General features: G+C 61.6%; 18 protein-coding genes and 1 pseudogene. 13 read left to right on the plus strand and 6 right to left on the minus strand.

The annotated features are described in order from the left end of the window. Both EOB49_RS03015 and EOB49_RS03020 read left to right on the plus strand, forming a co-directional pair. On the plus strand, positions 1 to 290 hold a 290-nt coding region (locus EOB49_RS03015; RefSeq protein WP_206526082.1), incomplete at its 5' end, for a hypothetical protein. Between the two features lie 74 nt (positions 291 to 364). Beyond that, entirely contained in the window at positions 365 to 1156 is a 792-nt protein-coding gene (locus EOB49_RS03020) for a YdcF family protein (RefSeq protein ID WP_127380106.1), read from the plus strand. Here the strand turns inward: EOB49_RS03020 and EOB49_RS03025 are convergent. Further along, positions 1135 to 1848 carry a DUF599 domain-containing protein gene (locus EOB49_RS03025; protein WP_127380107.1) on the minus strand — a complete coding sequence of 238 codons (714 nt, stop codon included), beginning with the start codon at positions 1846 to 1848 and terminating at the stop codon, positions 1135 to 1137. The two genes, EOB49_RS03020 and EOB49_RS03025, sit on opposite strands and share 22 nt — an antisense overlap. 178 nt (positions 1849 to 2026) lie before the next feature. Between EOB49_RS03025 and EOB49_RS03030 the strand changes: the two genes are divergently transcribed. The 4 genes from EOB49_RS03030 to EOB49_RS03045 all read left to right on the plus strand — a co-directional run bounded on the left by EOB49_RS03030 (position 2027) and on the right by EOB49_RS03045 (position 5458). Then, a complete protein-coding gene (locus EOB49_RS03030) occupies positions 2027 to 3430 on the plus strand; it encodes an L-serine ammonia-lyase (RefSeq protein ID WP_127380108.1) in 1404 nt (467 codons plus the stop codon). A gap of 76 nt (positions 3431 to 3506) precedes the next feature. Then, complete coding sequence (locus tag EOB49_RS03035; RefSeq protein ID WP_127321621.1) at positions 3507 to 3944, plus strand: DUF1489 family protein; 438 nt, start codon at positions 3507 to 3509, stop codon at positions 3942 to 3944. Between the two features lie 84 nt (positions 3945 to 4028). Continuing rightward, on the plus strand, positions 4029 to 4760 hold the full coding sequence (locus tag EOB49_RS03040; RefSeq protein WP_164761857.1) for a VWA domain-containing protein: 732 nt from the start codon (positions 4029 to 4031) through the stop codon (positions 4758 to 4760). Next, on the plus strand, positions 4760 to 5458 hold the full coding sequence (locus tag EOB49_RS03045) for a DnaJ domain-containing protein (RefSeq protein ID WP_127321619.1): 699 nt from the start codon (positions 4760 to 4762) through the stop codon (positions 5456 to 5458). The genes EOB49_RS03040 and EOB49_RS03045 overlap by 1 nt, the downstream gene beginning before the upstream one ends. A gap of 46 nt (positions 5459 to 5504) precedes the next feature. On the opposite strand, the gene EOB49_RS03050 is transcribed toward EOB49_RS03045, so the two are convergent. Next, positions 5505 to 6914, minus strand: coding sequence for a D-alanyl-D-alanine carboxypeptidase (locus EOB49_RS03050; RefSeq protein ID WP_127380109.1), 1410 nt, complete (start codon positions 6912 to 6914; stop codon positions 5505 to 5507). 285 nt (positions 6915 to 7199) lie between these two features. Between EOB49_RS03050 and EOB49_RS03055 the strand changes: the two genes are divergently transcribed. The 4 genes and pseudogenes from EOB49_RS03055 to EOB49_RS03070 all read left to right on the plus strand — a co-directional run bounded on the left by EOB49_RS03055 (position 7200) and on the right by EOB49_RS03070 (position 11317). After that, the gene (locus EOB49_RS03055) at positions 7200 to 7529 is read left to right on the plus strand and encodes a phasin family protein (RefSeq protein ID WP_013531776.1); all 330 of its coding nucleotides are present in this window, start codon (positions 7200 to 7202) and stop codon (positions 7527 to 7529) included. A gap of 296 nt (positions 7530 to 7825) precedes the next feature. After that, positions 7826 to 8155, plus strand: a complete 330-nt coding sequence (gene clpS / locus EOB49_RS03060; RefSeq protein ID WP_023812950.1) for an ATP-dependent Clp protease adapter ClpS — start codon at positions 7826 to 7828, stop codon at positions 8153 to 8155. 6 nt (positions 8156 to 8161) lie between these two features. Next, positions 8162 to 10630: an ATP-dependent Clp protease ATP-binding subunit ClpA gene (gene clpA, locus EOB49_RS03065; RefSeq protein WP_127258970.1), complete on the plus strand. Its 2469-nt coding sequence runs from the start codon at positions 8162 to 8164 to the stop codon at positions 10628 to 10630. Between the two features lie 61 nt (positions 10631 to 10691). Further along, positions 10692 to 11317 (plus strand): annotated as a pseudogene (locus tag EOB49_RS03070) (chloramphenicol phosphotransferase). A gap of 26 nt (positions 11318 to 11343) precedes the next feature. Here EOB49_RS03070 and EOB49_RS03075 read toward each other — a convergent pair. The 4 genes from EOB49_RS03075 to EOB49_RS03090 form a co-directional block, all read right to left on the minus strand. After that, the gene (locus EOB49_RS03075; protein WP_127380110.1) at positions 11344 to 11775 is read right to left on the minus strand and encodes an HIT family protein; all 432 of its coding nucleotides are present in this window, start codon (positions 11773 to 11775) and stop codon (positions 11344 to 11346) included. A gap of 99 nt (positions 11776 to 11874) precedes the next feature. Beyond that, on the minus strand, positions 11875 to 13089 hold the full coding sequence (locus tag EOB49_RS03080) for a GNAT family N-acetyltransferase (RefSeq protein WP_127322676.1): 1215 nt from the start codon (positions 13087 to 13089) through the stop codon (positions 11875 to 11877). Positions 13090 to 13139: 50 nt separating this feature from the next. Continuing rightward, positions 13140 to 13868 (minus strand): glycerophosphodiester phosphodiesterase, encoded by a 729-nt coding sequence (locus tag EOB49_RS03085; protein ID WP_127380111.1) that lies wholly within the window; start codon positions 13866 to 13868, stop codon positions 13140 to 13142. 14 nt (positions 13869 to 13882) lie between these two features. Continuing rightward, positions 13883 to 14347 (minus strand): RidA family protein, encoded by a 465-nt coding sequence (locus EOB49_RS03090; protein ID WP_127380112.1) that lies wholly within the window; start codon positions 14345 to 14347, stop codon positions 13883 to 13885. 138 nt (positions 14348 to 14485) lie between these two features. On the opposite strand from EOB49_RS03090, the gene EOB49_RS03095 reads away from it, so the two are divergent. The 3 genes from EOB49_RS03095 (at position 14486) to EOB49_RS37295 (ending at position 16734) form a co-directional block, all read left to right on the plus strand. Continuing rightward, the gene (locus tag EOB49_RS03095; protein WP_127269019.1) at positions 14486 to 15313 is read left to right on the plus strand and encodes a cell envelope integrity EipB family protein; all 828 of its coding nucleotides are present in this window, start codon (positions 14486 to 14488) and stop codon (positions 15311 to 15313) included. Between the two features lie 114 nt (positions 15314 to 15427). Then, positions 15428 to 16480, plus strand: a complete 1053-nt coding sequence (locus EOB49_RS03100; RefSeq protein ID WP_245472430.1) for a hypothetical protein — start codon at positions 15428 to 15430, stop codon at positions 16478 to 16480. Positions 16481 to 16593: 113 nt separating this feature from the next. Continuing rightward, positions 16594 to 16734 (plus strand): hypothetical protein, encoded by a 141-nt coding sequence (locus EOB49_RS37295; RefSeq protein ID WP_245472433.1) that lies wholly within the window; start codon positions 16594 to 16596, stop codon positions 16732 to 16734. The last annotated feature ends 10 nt before the right edge of the window (positions 16735 to 16744 follow it).

A 16744-nucleotide genomic window follows, 5' to 3' on the forward strand; every position in this document is an offset into this window, starting at 1 on the left:
GCAGGCACGTTCCAGCCGGAGAAGTGGTGGTAGAGAACGAAAAGATCATGTCGTATGGATTTGCCAGCTTGCTACTGCTGGCCATCCTTCTGCCGCTCTATTGCTACTGGCTTTGGCGCGGTGTTCCTGTACTGATCTCAGCTTTGAAAACGAAAACGCTCAAGACAAGGACAGGATTACACCGGAAAAGCGAAGATCCGGGAATATATTGGCTCGGCGTTGGTTTTTACATTTTGGCGTTGACCGTAATTCCGCTGTGCATATTTTCCATTGTGTATCCTTATTTGTAAGATATTGCCGCTATTCGTGCCAGAGCGTAGATTTCGTATAAATCGACGGGCACTCCGAGGGACATCCGGCTCCTATGTTCTTCTACCTTTCCAAGATCTTCTGGTTCTTCATCCAGCCGCTCAACCTGGCGATCTTCCTGCTGCTGGCGGGATTGCTCGCGGCCATGATCGGGCGCCGGCGGCTGGCGGCCACCGGCAGCGTGCTGGCATTTCTGGTCCTTGCGCTGTCAGCCTGGACGTCGCTCGGCGCCATGATGCTCAATCCGCTGGAAGAGCGCTTCGCGCGCCCGCCGCTGCCGGCAAAGGTCGACGGCATCGTCGTGCTCGGCGGCGGCTTTGAGGGCGCCATCAATCTGGCGCGCGGTGGCTATGAGTTGAACAGCAGCGGCGATCGGATGGTCGAGACCGCAGTTCTGGCCCGGCGCTTTCCCACCGCCAAGGTGGTCGTCTCCGGCGGCACCGGCGCGTTGTTTCTCGATGGCGAGGGCGATGCCGCAACCGCGCCGCGCCTGCTCACCGCGCTTGGCGTGGCCGCCGATCGTCTGATCCTGGAGAACAAATCCCGCAACACCTATGAGAACGCGGTCTTCACCAAGGAGTTGGTCACGCCGAAGCCCGGCGAGACCTGGCTGCTCGTGACCTCAGCCTTCCATATGCCGCGCGCCAAGGCGCTGTTCGACAAGGCTGGCTTCGCCACCGTTCCCTGGCCGGTCGACTATCGCACCTCGGGCAAAGAAGGCATCGGGCTGTTCCGCGATAATCCGGCCGACTCACTGCAGGCCACCACCATGGCCATCCGCGAATGGATCGGGCTTTTTGCCTATTGGCTGTCTGGCCGGATCGATCATGCTTTTCCAGGCGGCTGACCGATCACCGCCTGCCTGGCGGCCGAGAAGAACTGGCGCCGCACCAGAACGGCCAGCAGCAACAGCGTCGACAACACGAACACCATGGGGTCGACGAACCAGCCGAGATAACCGATCGAGAAGAACACCCCGCGCAGGCCGGAGTTGAAGTGCTTTCCGGCCAGCATGTTCATTTGCGCCGCACGCCACACCGCCGTTTCGGTGACCGGATTGCGTGAGGCTTCGCCATGCGGGATCGGCACGGCGCCGATCAGGATCGTGCAATAGTTGAACAGCCGGTACGCCCAGCCGAATTTGAAGAACGAAAACGCCAGGATCAGCACCAGTCCGAACACCTTTATCTGAAAAGCCGCGCGCGACGGCGCGCCACCCAAGGGCAGGTCGCTGAGCACTTCAAGAACCCGGTCGGACGCGCCGAGCAAGGCAAAGCAGCCGCCGATCGCGATCAGCGAGCTGGAGGCGAAGAAGGCGGTGCCTTGCTGCAGCCCGCTCATAATGGCGGTGTCGACGATGCGGATCTCGCGCTCGGCCATGGTCCGCATCCAGGCTTGCCGCTGTGCATTCATCGCCGTCGTCAGCGACATGCGGCTGACCAGCTTGCCGTCGGAGGCGAACGTGTGCAGCAGCCACGCGACGAGGAAGAAGGCCAGCGCCGCGAGATCGGCTGTCGAAAGATCGAGGGAATCGCCCATGGACTGAATTTATCACATTCAGCGCAATCGCTTCGATGTCCGCATACAGCGATCGTACCAATGTCGCTGCCGGAGCAAACAAGGTCGGCGGGTGCAGCGCCGCGATTTCCAAAAGAGCGGAAACATCGTGGGAATTCCTATATGTAGTCCTCGACCTGACTCCAGGAGACAACGCCGCGTGTTCCTTTCGGTTTTCGACCTGTTCAAGATCGGCATAGGACCGTCGAGTTCGCACACGATGGGGCCGATGACCGCCGCTGCGCGGTTTCTCGACGAGGTCGCGGGAAATGACTGGCCGCGTCCGGCGGGCGTCAAGGTCGACCGGCTTGGCGCAAGCCTGCACGGGTCACTCGCCTACACCGGTATTGGCCACGGCAGTGATCGCGCCGTCATGCTCGGCCTTGCCGGTCTGACGCCGCAGACGGTTGATCCCGATCAGGCGGATGGCATTGCCGGCCGCATCACCGCCGAAAAGCGCATTTCGCCTCCCGGCCATCCCTCGTATCGCTTCGATCCGGCCACCGATCTGGTGCTGGACCGCAAGACGCCGCTCACCGGCCACGCCAACGGCATGGCGTTCTACGCCTATGACGCCGGCGGCCGCCTGCTGCTCAAGCGGATCTATTATTCGATCGGCGGCGGCTTCGTGGTTTCCGAAGAAGAACTGCAGCGGATGAAAGCCAAGGGTTCGGTGACAACCGAAGGCAAGAAAGTGCCTTATCCGTTCAAGAATGCGGTCGAGATGCTGGCCATGGCCGGCAAAAGCGGTCTTTCCATCGCCGACATGAAACGCGTCAACGAGGAGACGCAGATGACGCGCGAGGAGCTCGACGCCGGCCTCGACGGAATCTGGAGCGCCATGAAGGGCTGCATCGACCGTGGCCTGTCGCAGGATGGCATCATGCCGGGTGGGCTGAAGGTGCGCCGCCGTGCCCGCATGCTGCACGATAAGCTGCAGGAGCAGTGGCAGCAGAACAAGCCCAATCCTTTGCTCGCCAATGACTGGCTGTCGATCTACGCCATGGCCGTGAACGAGGAAAATGCCGCCGGCGGCCGCGTGGTCACCGCGCCGACCAATGGCGCTGCCGGCACGCTGCCGGCGGTGCTGCGCTACTGGCTGCATTTCCATCCCGAGGCGGACCAGCCGAGCATTCGTGATTTCCTGCTGACGGCTGCCGCCGTTGGCGGCATCATCAAGACCAACGCATCGATCTCGGGCGCCGAGGTCGGCTGTCAGGGCGAGGTCGGGTCGGCATCGGCGATGGCGGCGGCCGGCCTGTGCGCCGTCATGGGCGGTACGCCCGAACAGGTCGAGAATGCCGCCGAGATCGCGCTCGAACATCATCTCGGCATGACCTGCGATCCGGTTGGTGGTCTGGTTCAGGTGCCGTGCATCGAGCGCAATGCGCTGGGCGCGGTCAAGGCGGTGACGGCCGCGTCGCTGGCCATCAAGGGCGACGGCATCCATTTCGTACCGCTCGATGCGGCGATCGAGACCATGCGCCAGACCGGCCTCGACATGAACGAGAAGTACAAGGAAACCAGCCTTGGCGGGCTTGCAGTCAACGTCGTGGAGTGCTGAAGGCTGGCCTAAACCGCCACTGTGGAGAAGTCGATCCGGTCGTTGACGCGTTCGCGTGCGGGACTAACCTTAAGCGATGTCTCTCAATCTCATAAAACTCTGTGTCGGCTGCGACAGCGTCGAGGATCTCGAAGAGTGGATCGCCTTCCGCCTCGACGAGCGGCGGCGCTCCGGTGAGCCGGTCGAGCAGTATCACACCACCCGCATGATGCCGACGCGCGGCGCCGAGGTTACCGATGGTGGTTCGCTCTATTGGGTGATCAAAGGCAATGTGCAGTGCCGCCAGTTGATCACCGAGATCCGGCCGTTCACCGACGGTGAAGGCATCAGCCGCTGCCACCTGATTCTCGACCCCGAGGTTGTTCGAACCGACTGGCAGCCGCGCCGGGCTTTTCAGGGCTGGCGCTACCTGAAGCCGGCGGACGCGCCGCTCGATCTGGGCAAGGGCAAGGCCGGATTGATCGAGATGCCGCCGAAACTCAGGCGCGAGCTGGCCGATCTCGGTCTGCTCTGACCCCAGGTGGCATCACCGCCTGGCCCTTTGCACCGCCCGATGTGGGGCTTGCAAGCGATGTGGCAACGCCACATCTTGTTTTTCATGAGCGATAAGAAGCAGCCCGTGCCCGCGAGGGCCAATCCTGCGCCGATCAAGCCTCAATCCAACGCCGGCGAGATCGACGCCTTCATCCGTCAGGCGAGGACACTTGCCACGTCGGCGACCGGTTCGGGCAGGCTGATCCTTGCTCTCGACGCAACAATGAGCCGCCAGCCGACCTGGGATCTGGCTTGTGAGCTGCAGGGCCAGATGTTCGACGCCGTCGGCAAGGCCGGAACCCTCAGCGTGCAACTGGTTTATTTTCGCGGTCTCGGCGAGTGCCGTTCGTCGGCTTTCGTGAGCGACACCAATGCCTTGAAGCAGCTGATGACGCGGATCGAATGCCGTAGCGGCCACACCCAGATCGGCAAGGTCCTGACGCATGCGCTGAAACAGACGGCGGCCGCCAAGGTCAATGCGCTGGTCTACATCGGCGACGCGATGGAAGAGAATATCGACGATCTGGCCGAAAAGGCCGGCAGCCTCGGCCTTCATGGCGTTCCTGTCTTCGTGTTTCAGGAAGGCCATGATTCCGGCGCGGAAAAGGCGTTCAAAGAGATTGCGCGGCTTTCCAAGGGGGCTTGGTTCCGATTTGATCGGCGGGCTGCCGCGACCCTGGCAGGGCTGCTTTCGGCCGTCGCCGTGTATGCGACCGGCGGGTTGAAGGCGCTCGAAGCCAGGGGCAGGCCGGAAGACCGGCTGATGATCGAGCATCTGCGGGGCGGCGGAAAATAATGGGCGCAATCATCGCTTTTGTAGCGTTGCTTCTGCTGCTTCTCGGCGCGGTGACGATCTTTCTGCGTGCCGAGCCGGCGAAACTGGCGAGCACGCTGCGAACGCTCGGCCCGGCTCTTCTGGCACTTGTCGGCGTCGCCGTGCTTGTGGTCGGCCGTGAAGGCATCGGCGGCATGATCCTCACCGCGGCAATTGCCTGGTATGGTTCCATGCGCATGAAACGCGAGCCGGCCGGGCTTGCACCGGGCAAACGCTCCACGGTGCGCACGGCCGCATTGGAAATGGAGCTCGATCACGATACCGGCGGCCTCGAAGGACTGGTCCTGGCTGGCCGCCACGAAGGCAAGATGCTTGGCGCGATGGGGCTGGCGGAATTGCAACACCTCTACCGCGAACTCTCCAGCGATCCAGAGAGCCGACAGCTGCTAGAGACGTATCTTGACGGCAGATTTCCCGTCTGGCGCAAAAACGCTGAGACGAACGGTGGCGAAGGGCTGGGTGTTCCGCCAGGTCCGGGCGCCATGACTAAGGAGGAGGCCTACAAGGTCCTTGGTCTTGAAGCGGGGGCCGCCGCGGCGGATGTCCGCAAGGCGCACCGCCGCCTGATGCAGCGCCTGCACCCCGATGTCGGCGGCACGTCTTTCCTGGCGGCGCGGATTAACGAAGCCAAGGACGTCTTGCTCTCCAATCACAACTAGTCTCCTTCGACGCAGAATTTTTCCGGGAGATGGCTTGCGCGCCGTCCTACTGCTGGACGGCGTAGCACTCGATGTTCTTCTTCTTCAAAGCGGTACAGGCCTTCCAGGCGGCGGTCTTCGAACCGAAGCCACCGAAGCGGGCGCGGTAGTAGGTGACGCCATCCTTGTCGAAGGCGACAGTGAAACCGGAAGCTTCCGCCAGCACCTTGGGCGCCTGCTTGGTGGTCTTGTCGAGAAAGGCCTGGGCCTCGGACTGCTTGGGCGACGAGGCGACCTGAATGGCCCAGCCCGACGGCACCGACGCGGTGTTGACCGGGTCGACAGCCGCCGGCGTCGGCTCGGCATAGGCCGCTACCACCTGGGCCGTCGCGACCTGGGGGGCTGAAACGATGACGGTCTTGACCTTTCTGGTCTTGACGACGGGAGCTGCTTCCTCGGCCTGCGCGGTGTCGTCTTCGGCGACCGTGGCGTCCTCGGCAACGATGGCATCGTCCTGCGCTATGACAGGCTTGTCGTCCGGTGTCGGAGCGTCATGCTTGGGCAGAAGAACCTTGGCGAGGGCGGTGATCGGGTTGTTGCCACCGGCCTTGGCGACCAGATCGCCACCGCCGCGAGTCGATGCCCTCGGCAGATAGGTGTTGATCAGGTTGGCCATCTGATTGTCACGGCTGCCGCCCGAGGTGCCGCCCATGACCACGCCGACGATGCGGCGATTGCCATCGGAAACCGATGAGACGAGGTTGAAGCCGGAGGCGCGGGTGTAGCCCGTCTTGATGCCGTCCACACCCTTGATGCGTCCGAGCAGGCGGTTGTGGCCGTTGATGCGCTTGCGCCCGTAGAGAAAGGAGCGCTGCGAGAAATAGCCGTAATACTGCGGAAAATGCTCGCGCAGCGCGATGCCGAGCGTCGCCATGTCGCGCGCGGTGGTGAACTGGCCGGGGTCGGGCAGGCCATTGGCGTTTCGGAACACGGTGCCGTTCATGCCCAGCGCACGCGCCTTGGCCGTCATCATGCGGGCAAAAGTGGTTTCATTGCCACCGAGCATTTCGCCGAGCGCGGTGGCCGAGTCGTTCGCCGATTTGGTGACGACCGACAGGATCGCGGTCTCGACCGTGACGGAACCACCCGGCTTCACGCCAAGTTTCGTCGGCGCCTCGGCGGAAGCCTTGGCGGAAAATACCACTGGCGTGTTCCTGCTGATCTTGCCCTTCGCCATAGCTTCGAAGGTCAGGTACAGCGTCATCATCTTGGTCAGCGAAGCCGGGTAGCGCCTGCCGTTGGCATCTGCGGAGTAAAGCACCTTGCCGGTCTTGGCATCCACGACGATGGCCGCCTGCCTGGCCGCCAGCGACGAGGCAACGTCGCCAAAAACGAATGTCATCGCCAAGGCGATGATCATCATCGTTTTGAGAGGGGAGGTGGATTTGGAAACGATGCCCAACAACGCCTTACGCACTGGTACTTCCCTTGGATTTCTTCGTTGCGTTGGAGGCGGCAAAGGGTCCTGCCTCGCTTCCGGTCAAGCTACCGGCGCAGCGTTACCAATCCGTTTATGGTAACCGCCGCGTTCACCATTTTCTTCGGGTTTGAGGTTCTCTTTATTCCATTTTTAGCCATTGGCTGGGCAGGCGGGCCCGCAAGCCCGCGAAATCTTGACTTTTGTGCGGCGCACAATATATTATCTTGCATTGCACAAGGGCGCCCCGAAGAAGGACGCTTCAACCGTCAAGGGAATCGTGAAATGACCCAGACCTATGAGGACTTCAGCAAATACGGCAAAGAGTTCGCCGACACCGGATTGAAGAGCTTCGCGTCGCTGTCCAAGGGCGCGCAGGCGATTGCCACCGAGGCTGGTGAATACACCAAGAAGAGTTTTGAAACCGGCAGCGCCACTGTGGAGAAGCTGTTTTCAGCCAAGTCGCTGGAAAAGGCGATCGAGATCCAGTCGGACTACGCCAAGCAGTCTTATGAGGCGTTCGTCGCCGAGGCCACCAAGATCGGCGATCTCTATGCCGAACTCGCCAAGGAAGCTTACAAGCCATTCGAATCGATCGTTGCCAAGGCAAAGTAATTTTGCCCGGGCGAACTGATTTCGCCTGACGTGACCCCAGATTCAGCCTTTGAACCCGAGAAAAGGCCCGGCCACGGAAACGCGGCCGGGCTTTTTCGTGTCAATTTCCGTTCCAGGGCCTCGCGCCCCTTCACGATTGCGAAAATCGTCCAAGTTGGTGACCTAGCCATATTGTCAGCTAACCAGAAGGGCTTAAAATCGTACATCGAACACCTACATGTCGAACTCGCATGGGGAATCGAAAGAGGCAGGAATACGTGACTTCAGGTTTGACTGCCACGAGACGAGTGGTGCGAATGCAAGACGGCGACGGTAACGGCAATGGGGCCGGCCGTGGGACGGCCGTCATCACGCGCACCAAAACCAAGACCAAGAAGCCCAGCCTTTATCGGGTCCTCATCCTCAACGACGACTACACTCCGATGGAGTTCGTGGTTCACGTGCTGGAGCGTTTTTTCCAGAAGGATCGCGAAGCCGCCACACGCATCATGCTTCATGTTCACAATCATGGAGTGGGCGAGTGCGGGGTCTATACATTCGAGGTGGCCGAGACCAAAGTGTCCCAGGTCATGGATTTCGCCCGACAGAATCAGCATCCGCTGCAATGCGTGATGGAGAAGAAGTGAGGTAACATGCCGGCTTTCTCCCAAGGCCTGGAAAAGGCGCTTCACCAGGCGCTGACGCTCGCCAATGAGCGGCACCATGAATATGCAACCCTAGAACATCTGCTGCTCGCGCTCATCGACGACACCGAGGCGGCCGCCGTCATGCGCGCCTGCAATGTCGATCTCGATGAGCTCAAGCACACGGTTCTCACCTATATCGACACCGAGCTCGACAATCTCGTCACCGGTTACGACGAGGACTCCAAGCCGACCGCCGGTTTCCAGCGCGTCATCCAGCGCGCGGTGATCCATGTGCAGTCGTCTGGCCGCGAGGAAGTGTCGGGCGCCAACGTGCTCGTCGCCATTTTCGCCGAGCGCGAGAGCCATGCCGCCTATTTCCTGCAGGAACAGCAGATGACCCGCTACGATGCGGTCAACTACATCTCGCACGGCATTGCCAAGCGTCCGGGCGCGTCGGAGACACGCTCGCCGCGCGGTGCGGACGACGAGCAGGGCGGCCAGAACGGCGCCGAGCCACAAGAGGAAGGCGGCAAGAAGAAGCAGCAGCAGGATGCGCTGACGGCTTATTGCGTCAATCTCAACAACAAGGCCAAGGCCGGCAAGATCGACCCGCTGATCGGCCGCGAGTCCGAGATCAACCGCACCATCCAGGTGCTGTGCCGCCGCTCCAAGAACAACCCGCTCTATGTCGGCGACCCCGGCGTCGGCAAGACGGCGATCGCCGAGGGTCTGGCCAAGCGCATCGTCGAGGGCGACGTTCCCGAAGTGCTGCACAACGCCACCATCTTCGCGCTCGACATGGGCACGCTGCTCGCCGGCACGCGCTATCGCGGCGATTTCGAGGAACGGCTGAAGCAGGTCGTCAAGGAGCTCGAGGACTATCCTGGCGCCGTGCTGTTCATCGACGAGATCCACACGGTCATCGGGGCAGGGGCTACTTCAGGCGGCGCCATGGATGCGTCCAACCTGTTGAAGCCGGCGCTGTCGTCGGGTGCGATCCGCTGCATCGGCTCGACCACCTACAAGGAATTCCGCCAGTTCTTCGAGAAGGACCGTGCCCTGGTGCGGCGCTTCCAGAAGATCGACGTCAACGAACCGACCATCGAGGACGCCATCGAGATCATGAAGGGCCTCAAGCCCTATTATGAGGAGTTCCACAAGGTGAAGTTCACCAATGAGGCGATCAAGGCCTCGGTGGAACTGTCGGCACGTTACATCAACGACCGCAAGCTGCCGGACAAGGCGATCGATGTGATCGACGAGACCGGCGCCTCGCAGATGCTGGTGCCCGAAGCCAAGCGCAAGAAGACCATCGGCATCAAGGAGATCGAGGCGACGATCGCCACCATGGCCCGCATCCCGCCGAAGACGGTTTCGGCCGATGACGAGAAGGTGCTGCAGGGCCTCGATATCGAGCTGAAGCGCGTCGTCTATGGCCAGGACACTGCGATCACCGCGCTGACCTCGGCGATCAAGCTGGCACGTGCCGGCCTGCGCGAACCGGAGAAGCCGATCGGCTCCTACCTGTTCTCCGGCCCGACCGGCGTCGGCAAGACCGAAGTGGCCAAGCAGTTGGCCGCCTCGCTCGGCGTCGAGCTGATCCGCTTCGACATGTCGGAATATATGGAACGCCACACCGTCTCGCGGCTGATCGGCGCGCCTCCGGGCTATGTCGGCTTCGACCAGGGCGGTCTTCTGACGGACGGCGTCGACCAGCATCCGCATTGCGTGCTGTTGCTCGACGAGGTCGAGAAGGCGCATCCGGACCTGTTCAACATCCTGTTGCAGGTGATGGACCACGGCAAACTGACCGACCATAACGGCAAGCAGATCGACTTCCGCAATGTGATCCTGATCATGACCACCAATGCGGGCGCGTCGGATGCGCAGCGCGCGGCGATCGGCTTCGGCTCGACCAAGCGCGAAGGCGACGATGTCGAGGCGATCAACCGGTTGTTCACGCCGGAGTTCCGCAACCGGCTCGATGCGATCATCCCGTTCGGCTCGCTGCCGGTGCCGGTCATCCATCAGGTGGTGCAGAAGTTCGTCATGCAGCTCGAGGCCCAGCTTTCCGAGCGTGGCGTCACCTTCGACCTGTCGGCGGATGCGATCGCCTGGCTCGCCGACAAGGGCTATGATGAGCGCATGGGAGCGCGGCCGCTCGGCCGTGTGATCCAGGAGCACATCAAGAAGCCGTTGGCCGACGAGGTGCTGTTCGGCAAGCTCAAGAAGGGCGGCACGGTGCGCGTCACCGTCGAGAAGAAGGAAACCGGCGAGACCGGCCTGAAGCTCGAATCGCTCGCCGACGAGGCGCCGGTGAAGCCGAAGAAGGAAGAGCCGGAAGAAACGCCGAAGCCCAGAAAGGCCGTGGCGAAGAAGCCGGCGGCCAAGAAGCTGGTGGCGCAGAAGCCCGAAGCCAAGGGCAAGGACGGCGGCAAGCGCAGTCTCGTCCCGCAACTGCCCAGAAAGAACTGACTTTGAGGAAAGTCGAAAAGCCCCGGAAACGGGGCTTTTTTCGTTTGCAAGGAGGAGGGGCATGAGCGGCCAGATCATCATCCTGAACGGTGCGCCGCGATCGGGAAAAACAAGCATCGCCAGAGCTGTTCAGGAGCGCTTCAATGGCGTCTGGATCAATCTCGGCGTCGACGTTACGAGCAGGCTACGCCGGCACGCTATCGGCCCGGGATAGGATTGCGGCCCGGCGGCGAGCGTCCGGACCTTGAGGCCCTCGTGCCCGGATTATACGCCGCGCTCTACGAATCGATCGCCGTCCACAGCCGGCTGGGGCTGAATGTCGTGGCGGATATCGGCCATCACGATGCTTATTCGAGACCACTTCACATTGTGGCCGGTTGCGCGCGGCGGCTTGTAGGTCTGCCGGTGCTGTTTGTCGGTGTTCGCTGCCCGCTGGAAATCATCATGGAAAGGCGTGCCGCCAGCGCGGCGGACAAGAGATATGTGACCGGCTCATCAGACGATCCGGTGCCGTTGCCCGTGCGCCTGTGGCAGGAGGAGGTCCACCGCCCAGGCGTCTACGATCTGGAAGTCGATACTTCGCTCATGAGCCCGAAGCAGTGCGCGGATACGATCCGGCGACGGCTGGAGCAAGGCATCGCTCGGCCCAGCGCGATTGAGCAACTGGCTCAAACCGGAACCGATTAAGACGGTTTCGCAAGCGGACATGCGCGTCAGCTTTGCAGCGCTGACCGTATCTTTTCGGCGTTCCCGACCAAAATCTCCGGCTTCTCCATCCCGCCCGTGTGCGGCTTCAGGGGAATGCCGTCGAAGCGCGGGATGACATGCACATGCAGATGATAGACGGTCTGCCCCGAGGCCGGCTCATTGAACTGCATGACGGTGACGCCATCGGCGCCGAAGGCCTTTTTCACCGCCAGTGCCACTTTCTGAACGACGCTCAAGAGATGGCCGAAAATTGACGGGTCGGCGTCGAGCAGGTTGCGCGATGGCGCCTTCGGCACCACCAGCGTGTGGCCCGGCCCCTGCGGCATCACATCCATGAAGGCGATGACCGCGTCATCCTCGTAGACACGGTGCGAGGGAATTTCGCCGCGCAGGATCTTGGCGAAGATGTTGTCGGTATCGTAGGCGGCCTCGGTCATGGCGAACGCTCCGGATTGTGCCTTTCGTGTAGCGAAACGGTGGAAAATCGGCAAGACGATCGGACGAAGTCGGCCCTGCTCGTCAAGGCAGCCCTGTTGCTACTCCTCCAGATCCTTGCGGAACGGGGTGTGCTCTTCCAGATATTCGCTCATCCGCTCCACCTCCTGCCGTTCGCGCCCGAGGTAGTCGGCGACGGCATTGCGCAGGCCTGGGTGTGCAATGTAGTGCGCGGAATGCATGGTCACCGGCCGGTAGCCGCGCGCCAGCTTGTGTTCGCCCTGCGCGCCCGCCTCGACCACCTTCAGCTTGCGCTCGATGGCGAAGTCGATCGCCTGATGGTAGCAGACCTCGAAATGCAGGAAGGGATGGTCCTCGATGCAGCCCCAGTTGCGGCCATAAAGTGCGTCGGAGCCGATGAAATTGATGGCGCCGGCGATATAGCGCCCATTGCGCCTGGCCATCACCAGCAGGATGTCGTCGGCCATGCGTTCGCCGATCAGCGAGAAGAATTGACGGTTGAGATAGGGCCGGCCCCATTTGCGGCTGCCGGTGTCCATGTAGAAGGCGAAGAAATCGTCCCAGGCCTTCTCCGTGAGGTCCTTGCCGGTCAGCCGATCGATCGAAATGCCGTCGCCAAGCGCTTCGCGCCTTTCCTTCTTCATCGCCTTTCGCTTGCGCGAGGCAAGGGTGGCGAGGAAGTCGTCATAGGTTGAAAAGCCTTCGTTGAAGAAATGGAATTGCTGATCGGTGCGGTGCAGGAAACCGGCCGCTTCCAGCACCTCCACATCGCTCTCTTGCGCGAAGGTGACATGCGCGGAAGAGACACCGAGCTTTTGCGTCACCGCCTTCAGGCCCGCCGCGAGACCGGCCTTCACTTTGGCGCTGTCCTCGCCTTTGCTGACCAGCAGGCGAGGGCCGGTGACCGGCGAGAACGGCACGGCACTTTGCAGTTTGGGATAGTAACGGCCGCCGGCGCGCTCGAAGGCATCCGACCAGCCATGATCGAACACATATTCGCCCTGGCTGTGCGATTTGAGATAACAGGGCACCGCACCCAGCAATCTGCCTTGCCCGTCCTCCAGCCTGAGGTGATGGCCCTGCCAGCCGGTGCGCCGCACGGCGCATCCAGAATCTTCGAGTGCGCTTAGAAAAGCGAAGGAAACCAAAGGATTGTAACTGGTTTCTGAATTTCCGCGCGCAGTTCCGGCAAAGCCGTTCCATTCATCACAGGTGAAGGCGCCGATGCCGGCGGCGACGCGGATCGAATAGTCCGCATTGGCCGTTTGTCCGTCACCCTCGTCGCCCTGATCCATGAGGCTTATTTAAGCTCCGTCCGGCCTGGTACAAGTCACGTTTCAGACATTCAGGCGACTTTGACCAGATCGGGCTCGAACCCCTCGAACGTCATCTGGTCGGCATATCTGAAGGTCAGGTCGACCGCCGGCTGGTCGTGCACCGTCCAGGTGATAACAGGCATTTTCAGCCTTTCACGCACGAAGCTGACAAATGGGTTCGGCAGGTCGCCGGCGGCGTAGGAGGTGAAGGCGATCTCATGCGCCAGCATGGCGAAATGCGCCTCGATCAACCCGACGTCCTTGCCGTAGGCGGTGAGCCCCCCCGGGATACCCGGCGCGTCCTTCGGAAAATCGCGGACCAGCCAGTGGTCGAACGACATGATCGCCGCCTTGCCCTTGTAGCGCTTGAGCATATTGCCGACGCTTGCCACCAGGCCTTCGTCATAGCCGGGCGTGCCTTTCAACTCGACCACCAATGGCACGCGGCCGTCGACCAGGTGGAGCATTTCCTGCAGCGTCGGCACATGGTCCGCCGTGCCACCGACCCTGAGCGCCGCGAGTTCTGCTGCGGTGCGCTGCCAGACGAAACCATCCTGGCCGGTCAGGCGCTTGAGATCTCCGTCATGGATGATGACAGGAACGCGGTCGGACGACAGGTGGACGTCGCATTCGATGGCATAGCCGCGTTCGGCGGCCGCGGCGAAGGCCGACAGCGTGTTTTCCCAGCGCGTCTTGTTCATGTCGTGGAAGCCGCGATGGGCGACGGGCCGGGCGGTCAGCCAGGATAGGTCGGTCATATCAGTCCCCTGGCTCATTCGATTTCGAAGACGGCTTCGATTTCCACTGAGGCATTAAGCGGCAGGCAGGCGGTGCCGACGGCGGAGCGCGCATGCTTGCCACGCTCGCCAAGGGCCGCCACCAGGAAATCGGAGGCGCCGTTGGCAACCAGATGCTGCTCGACGAACTCAGGTGTCGAGGCGACGAAAACGGTGATCTTCACCAGACGGCTAATCTTCTCGAGGTCGCCGAGTGCTGCCTTGGCCTGCGCCAGGATGTTGATCGCGCAGTATTTTGCCGCATCCTTGCCACCTGCCGTATCCAGATCGCGACCTAACAGCCCGCTCGCCTGCAGCTTGCCGTCCTTGAGCGGCAATTGCCCGGCGGTGAACAGCAGATTGCCGGTCCGGCAATAGGGCACGTAGTTGGCGGCGGGCGCGGCGGCGACGGGAAGCGTCACACCCAGATCGCTTAGCCGCTTTTCGATTGTTTCACTCATGGTATTTCCCTATTGCTTGGTGACGCCGCGCCGGCCGGGCCGAAATTGCTATTTTTGCCTCGCTTCCGCCACGACTTTTTTTAAGCTGGACCATCTTTCCCTGCGGCCTGCCATCAGTCGCGACGATCGGAGTACCTCATGCGCGCAACGCGCCTCGCATTCCATGCCGTCCTGTTGTCGGGGGTCTTCTCGATAGGCCCTGCCTTCGCAGCGCCGGCGTTGCAAGCCCACCGCGCCGTCTACGATCTTACCTTGAAAAAAGCGTCCGATCAGTCCGGCATCACAGGCATATCCGGCCGCATGGTCTATGAGTTCAATGGCTCGGCCTGCGAAGGCTATACGGTGAAATTCCGCTTCGTCACCCAGATCGTCACCGCCGACAACACCAGGCTGACCGACCAGCAGACGACCACTTTCGAGGACGCCGAAGGCAAGACATTTTCGTTCGTGACAAAATCCTTCGTCGACCAGAATCTCGACAAAGAGGTCAAGGGCATCGCCACCAAAGAGACCAAGGGCCTGAAGGTCGACATCGACAAGCCTGAAAAGAACAGCGTCGAGCTGGCGACAACCCAATTCCCGACCCAGCATCTGGTCGAGCTGATCGGCAAGGCCGAAAAGGGCGAGAATTTTTACGAAACCAACCTGTTCGACGGTTCCGAAGACGCCAACAAGGTGATGACCACCACCGTCGTGGTCGGCAAGAAAACCGATGCCGACAAGGCCGACCCGGAAGCTTCGGCACTGGCAAAGCTCGCCACCGACAAATACTGGCCGGTCGATATCGCCTATTTCGACGACACCAACAAGACGGGCGAAGAGGTGCCGGAATACCGTATCAGCTTCAAGCTGCATGAGAACGGCATCACCCGCGATCTCGTCATGGACTATGGCGACTTCTCGATGACCGGCAAGCTGGTCAACCTGTCGCTGTTCGACCAGACGAAACCCTGTCCCGCCAAATAGTGCCGGTCTAGGCAGTTGTTTTGCCACGACGCAGCGTGGTCGTAACGATCGACTTGAACGTGCCGCAATCGTCTCTCAACCTCTCCCCGGCGTCCAGGCGCGAGGGGGATCAGCTTGAGCAGGATCGATACATTCGTGGCGCCGCGGCCCAACCCGGCACTGATCAGGGCCATGACATCCGTCAACCGGATCGTCATGCTGCGCGGCATTCCCGGATTTCGGGATATCTTGCCGTTCAATCGCCTGGCCGGTCTGCGCGGCGTCTCAGATGTCCGCCATATCGACTTTCCCCACGCCGACCTTGAGCGGCTGAAGGCCAGTTGCGGGGCAGGGAAGGCGACCTTCATCACGCCCAATCATCCCGAGTTCTTCACCGACTGGATGATCGACAAGGAAATCGTGTCGCAGGTCAGCCCGCTCACGGCCTCATGGGCAACCAATGGTGTCGTCAACGGCCTTGGCCGGCTGATGCAGAAGTTCTGGCTGGCCAACAATTTGATCGCTCAGATTCCCGGCAACAGCGGGGCAGCCAAGGAACACTCCATCGCCTGGGCCTTGAAAGGGCATGGCGTGCTGCTGCATCCCGAAGGCGGCGTCGGCTGGCATGCCAATGTCGTTGCGCCTTTGCTGCCGGGTGCCATCGAGATGGGGCTGGAGGCCCTCAAGCGCGGCCGGGCCACGGATTCCGATTTCAAGGTCTGGATCGCGCCAGTCGTCTGGAAGCTCGCCTTCACCGGGAATGTCGAAGCGGCGCTGGCGAAGGAATGCGCTTATGTCGAGAAAAGCCTGAAAATAGAACGCCTTGCGACCGACACGCTCCTGCAGCGCATCCACCATGTCTATTCGGCGCTGCTGGCCCGCGATGAAGCAGCATCGGGCATGCCATCCGGCGAAGGCGCAACCTATGCCGAGCGCCAGCAGGCGTTGGTTGCTGAACTCGGCCGCCGACTCGGCGAAAGCATCTCATGCGACGCTGCCATAACCGACACCGCAGAGCTTCTGCGGCGTGCGCGTCGCTGGCAGCGCGAAAACGCGAAAACACCGACGATACGGAACGGCAAAGCCAGGTCCGCGCGCTCGCCGATAGGGTTCAGAGGCTGCAGCGCGTCGGACCCTGGGCCTGCGCCAATCCGCGCATCACCCAGGAGGAGATCGCCGAACATCTGAAGCGGATCCGCAACGACTATTGCCGGGGCGGGCTGCGCGACACGATAAACCGGTTCATTCCGCAGCCGGCCGGGCCGCGTTGCGCCCACATCCGGGTGCCGGAGGCACTGGGCTTGCATGAGCATACGGACTCTATCGACGATGCGGTTGCCGAACTGCACCGTCGCATGCAGGATACGGTCACCAACATTGTGGCCGAGCTTGCGGCCAATGGCGGCTTCATTTTCTATCCGAATCCATTCTATCGTCCCTGACATCCTGACG

The organism is Mesorhizobium sp. M7A.F.Ca.MR.148.00.0.0, from assembly GCF_003997735.1.
Taxonomy (GTDB): Bacteria; Pseudomonadota; Alphaproteobacteria; order Rhizobiales; family Rhizobiaceae; genus Mesorhizobium.

Bases quoted from the DNA above. Each gene is read 5' to 3' on its own strand.
- EOB49_RS03020 (WP_127380106.1), top strand. From the start codon at position 365: ATGTTCTTCTACCTTTCCAAGATCTTCTGGTTCTTCATCCAGCCGCTC.
- EOB49_RS03025 (WP_127380107.1), bottom strand. From the start codon at position 1,848: ATGGGCGATTCCCTCGATCTTTCGACAGCCGATCTCGCGGCGCTGGCC.
- EOB49_RS03035 (WP_127321621.1), top strand. From the start codon at position 3,507: ATGTCTCTCAATCTCATAAAACTCTGTGTCGGCTGCGACAGCGTCGAG.
- EOB49_RS03040 (WP_164761857.1), top strand. From the start codon at position 4,029: ATGAGCGATAAGAAGCAGCCCGTGCCCGCGAGGGCCAATCCTGCGCCG.
- EOB49_RS03045 (WP_127321619.1), top strand. From the start codon at position 4,760: ATGGGCGCAATCATCGCTTTTGTAGCGTTGCTTCTGCTGCTTCTCGGC.
- EOB49_RS03055 (WP_013531776.1), top strand. From the start codon at position 7,200: ATGACCCAGACCTATGAGGACTTCAGCAAATACGGCAAAGAGTTCGCC.
- clpS (WP_023812950.1), top strand. From the start codon at position 7,826: ATGCAAGACGGCGACGGTAACGGCAATGGGGCCGGCCGTGGGACGGCC.
- clpA (WP_127258970.1), top strand. From the start codon at position 8,162: ATGCCGGCTTTCTCCCAAGGCCTGGAAAAGGCGCTTCACCAGGCGCTG.
- EOB49_RS03075 (WP_127380110.1), bottom strand. From the start codon at position 11,775: ATGACCGAGGCCGCCTACGATACCGACAACATCTTCGCCAAGATCCTG.
- EOB49_RS03080 (WP_127322676.1), bottom strand. From the start codon at position 13,089: ATGGATCAGGGCGACGAGGGTGACGGACAAACGGCCAATGCGGACTAT.
- EOB49_RS03085 (WP_127380111.1), bottom strand. From the start codon at position 13,868: ATGACCGACCTATCCTGGCTGACCGCCCGGCCCGTCGCCCATCGCGGC.
- EOB49_RS03090 (WP_127380112.1), bottom strand. From the start codon at position 14,347: ATGAGTGAAACAATCGAAAAGCGGCTAAGCGATCTGGGTGTGACGCTT.
- EOB49_RS03095 (WP_127269019.1), top strand. From the start codon at position 14,486: ATGCGCGCAACGCGCCTCGCATTCCATGCCGTCCTGTTGTCGGGGGTC.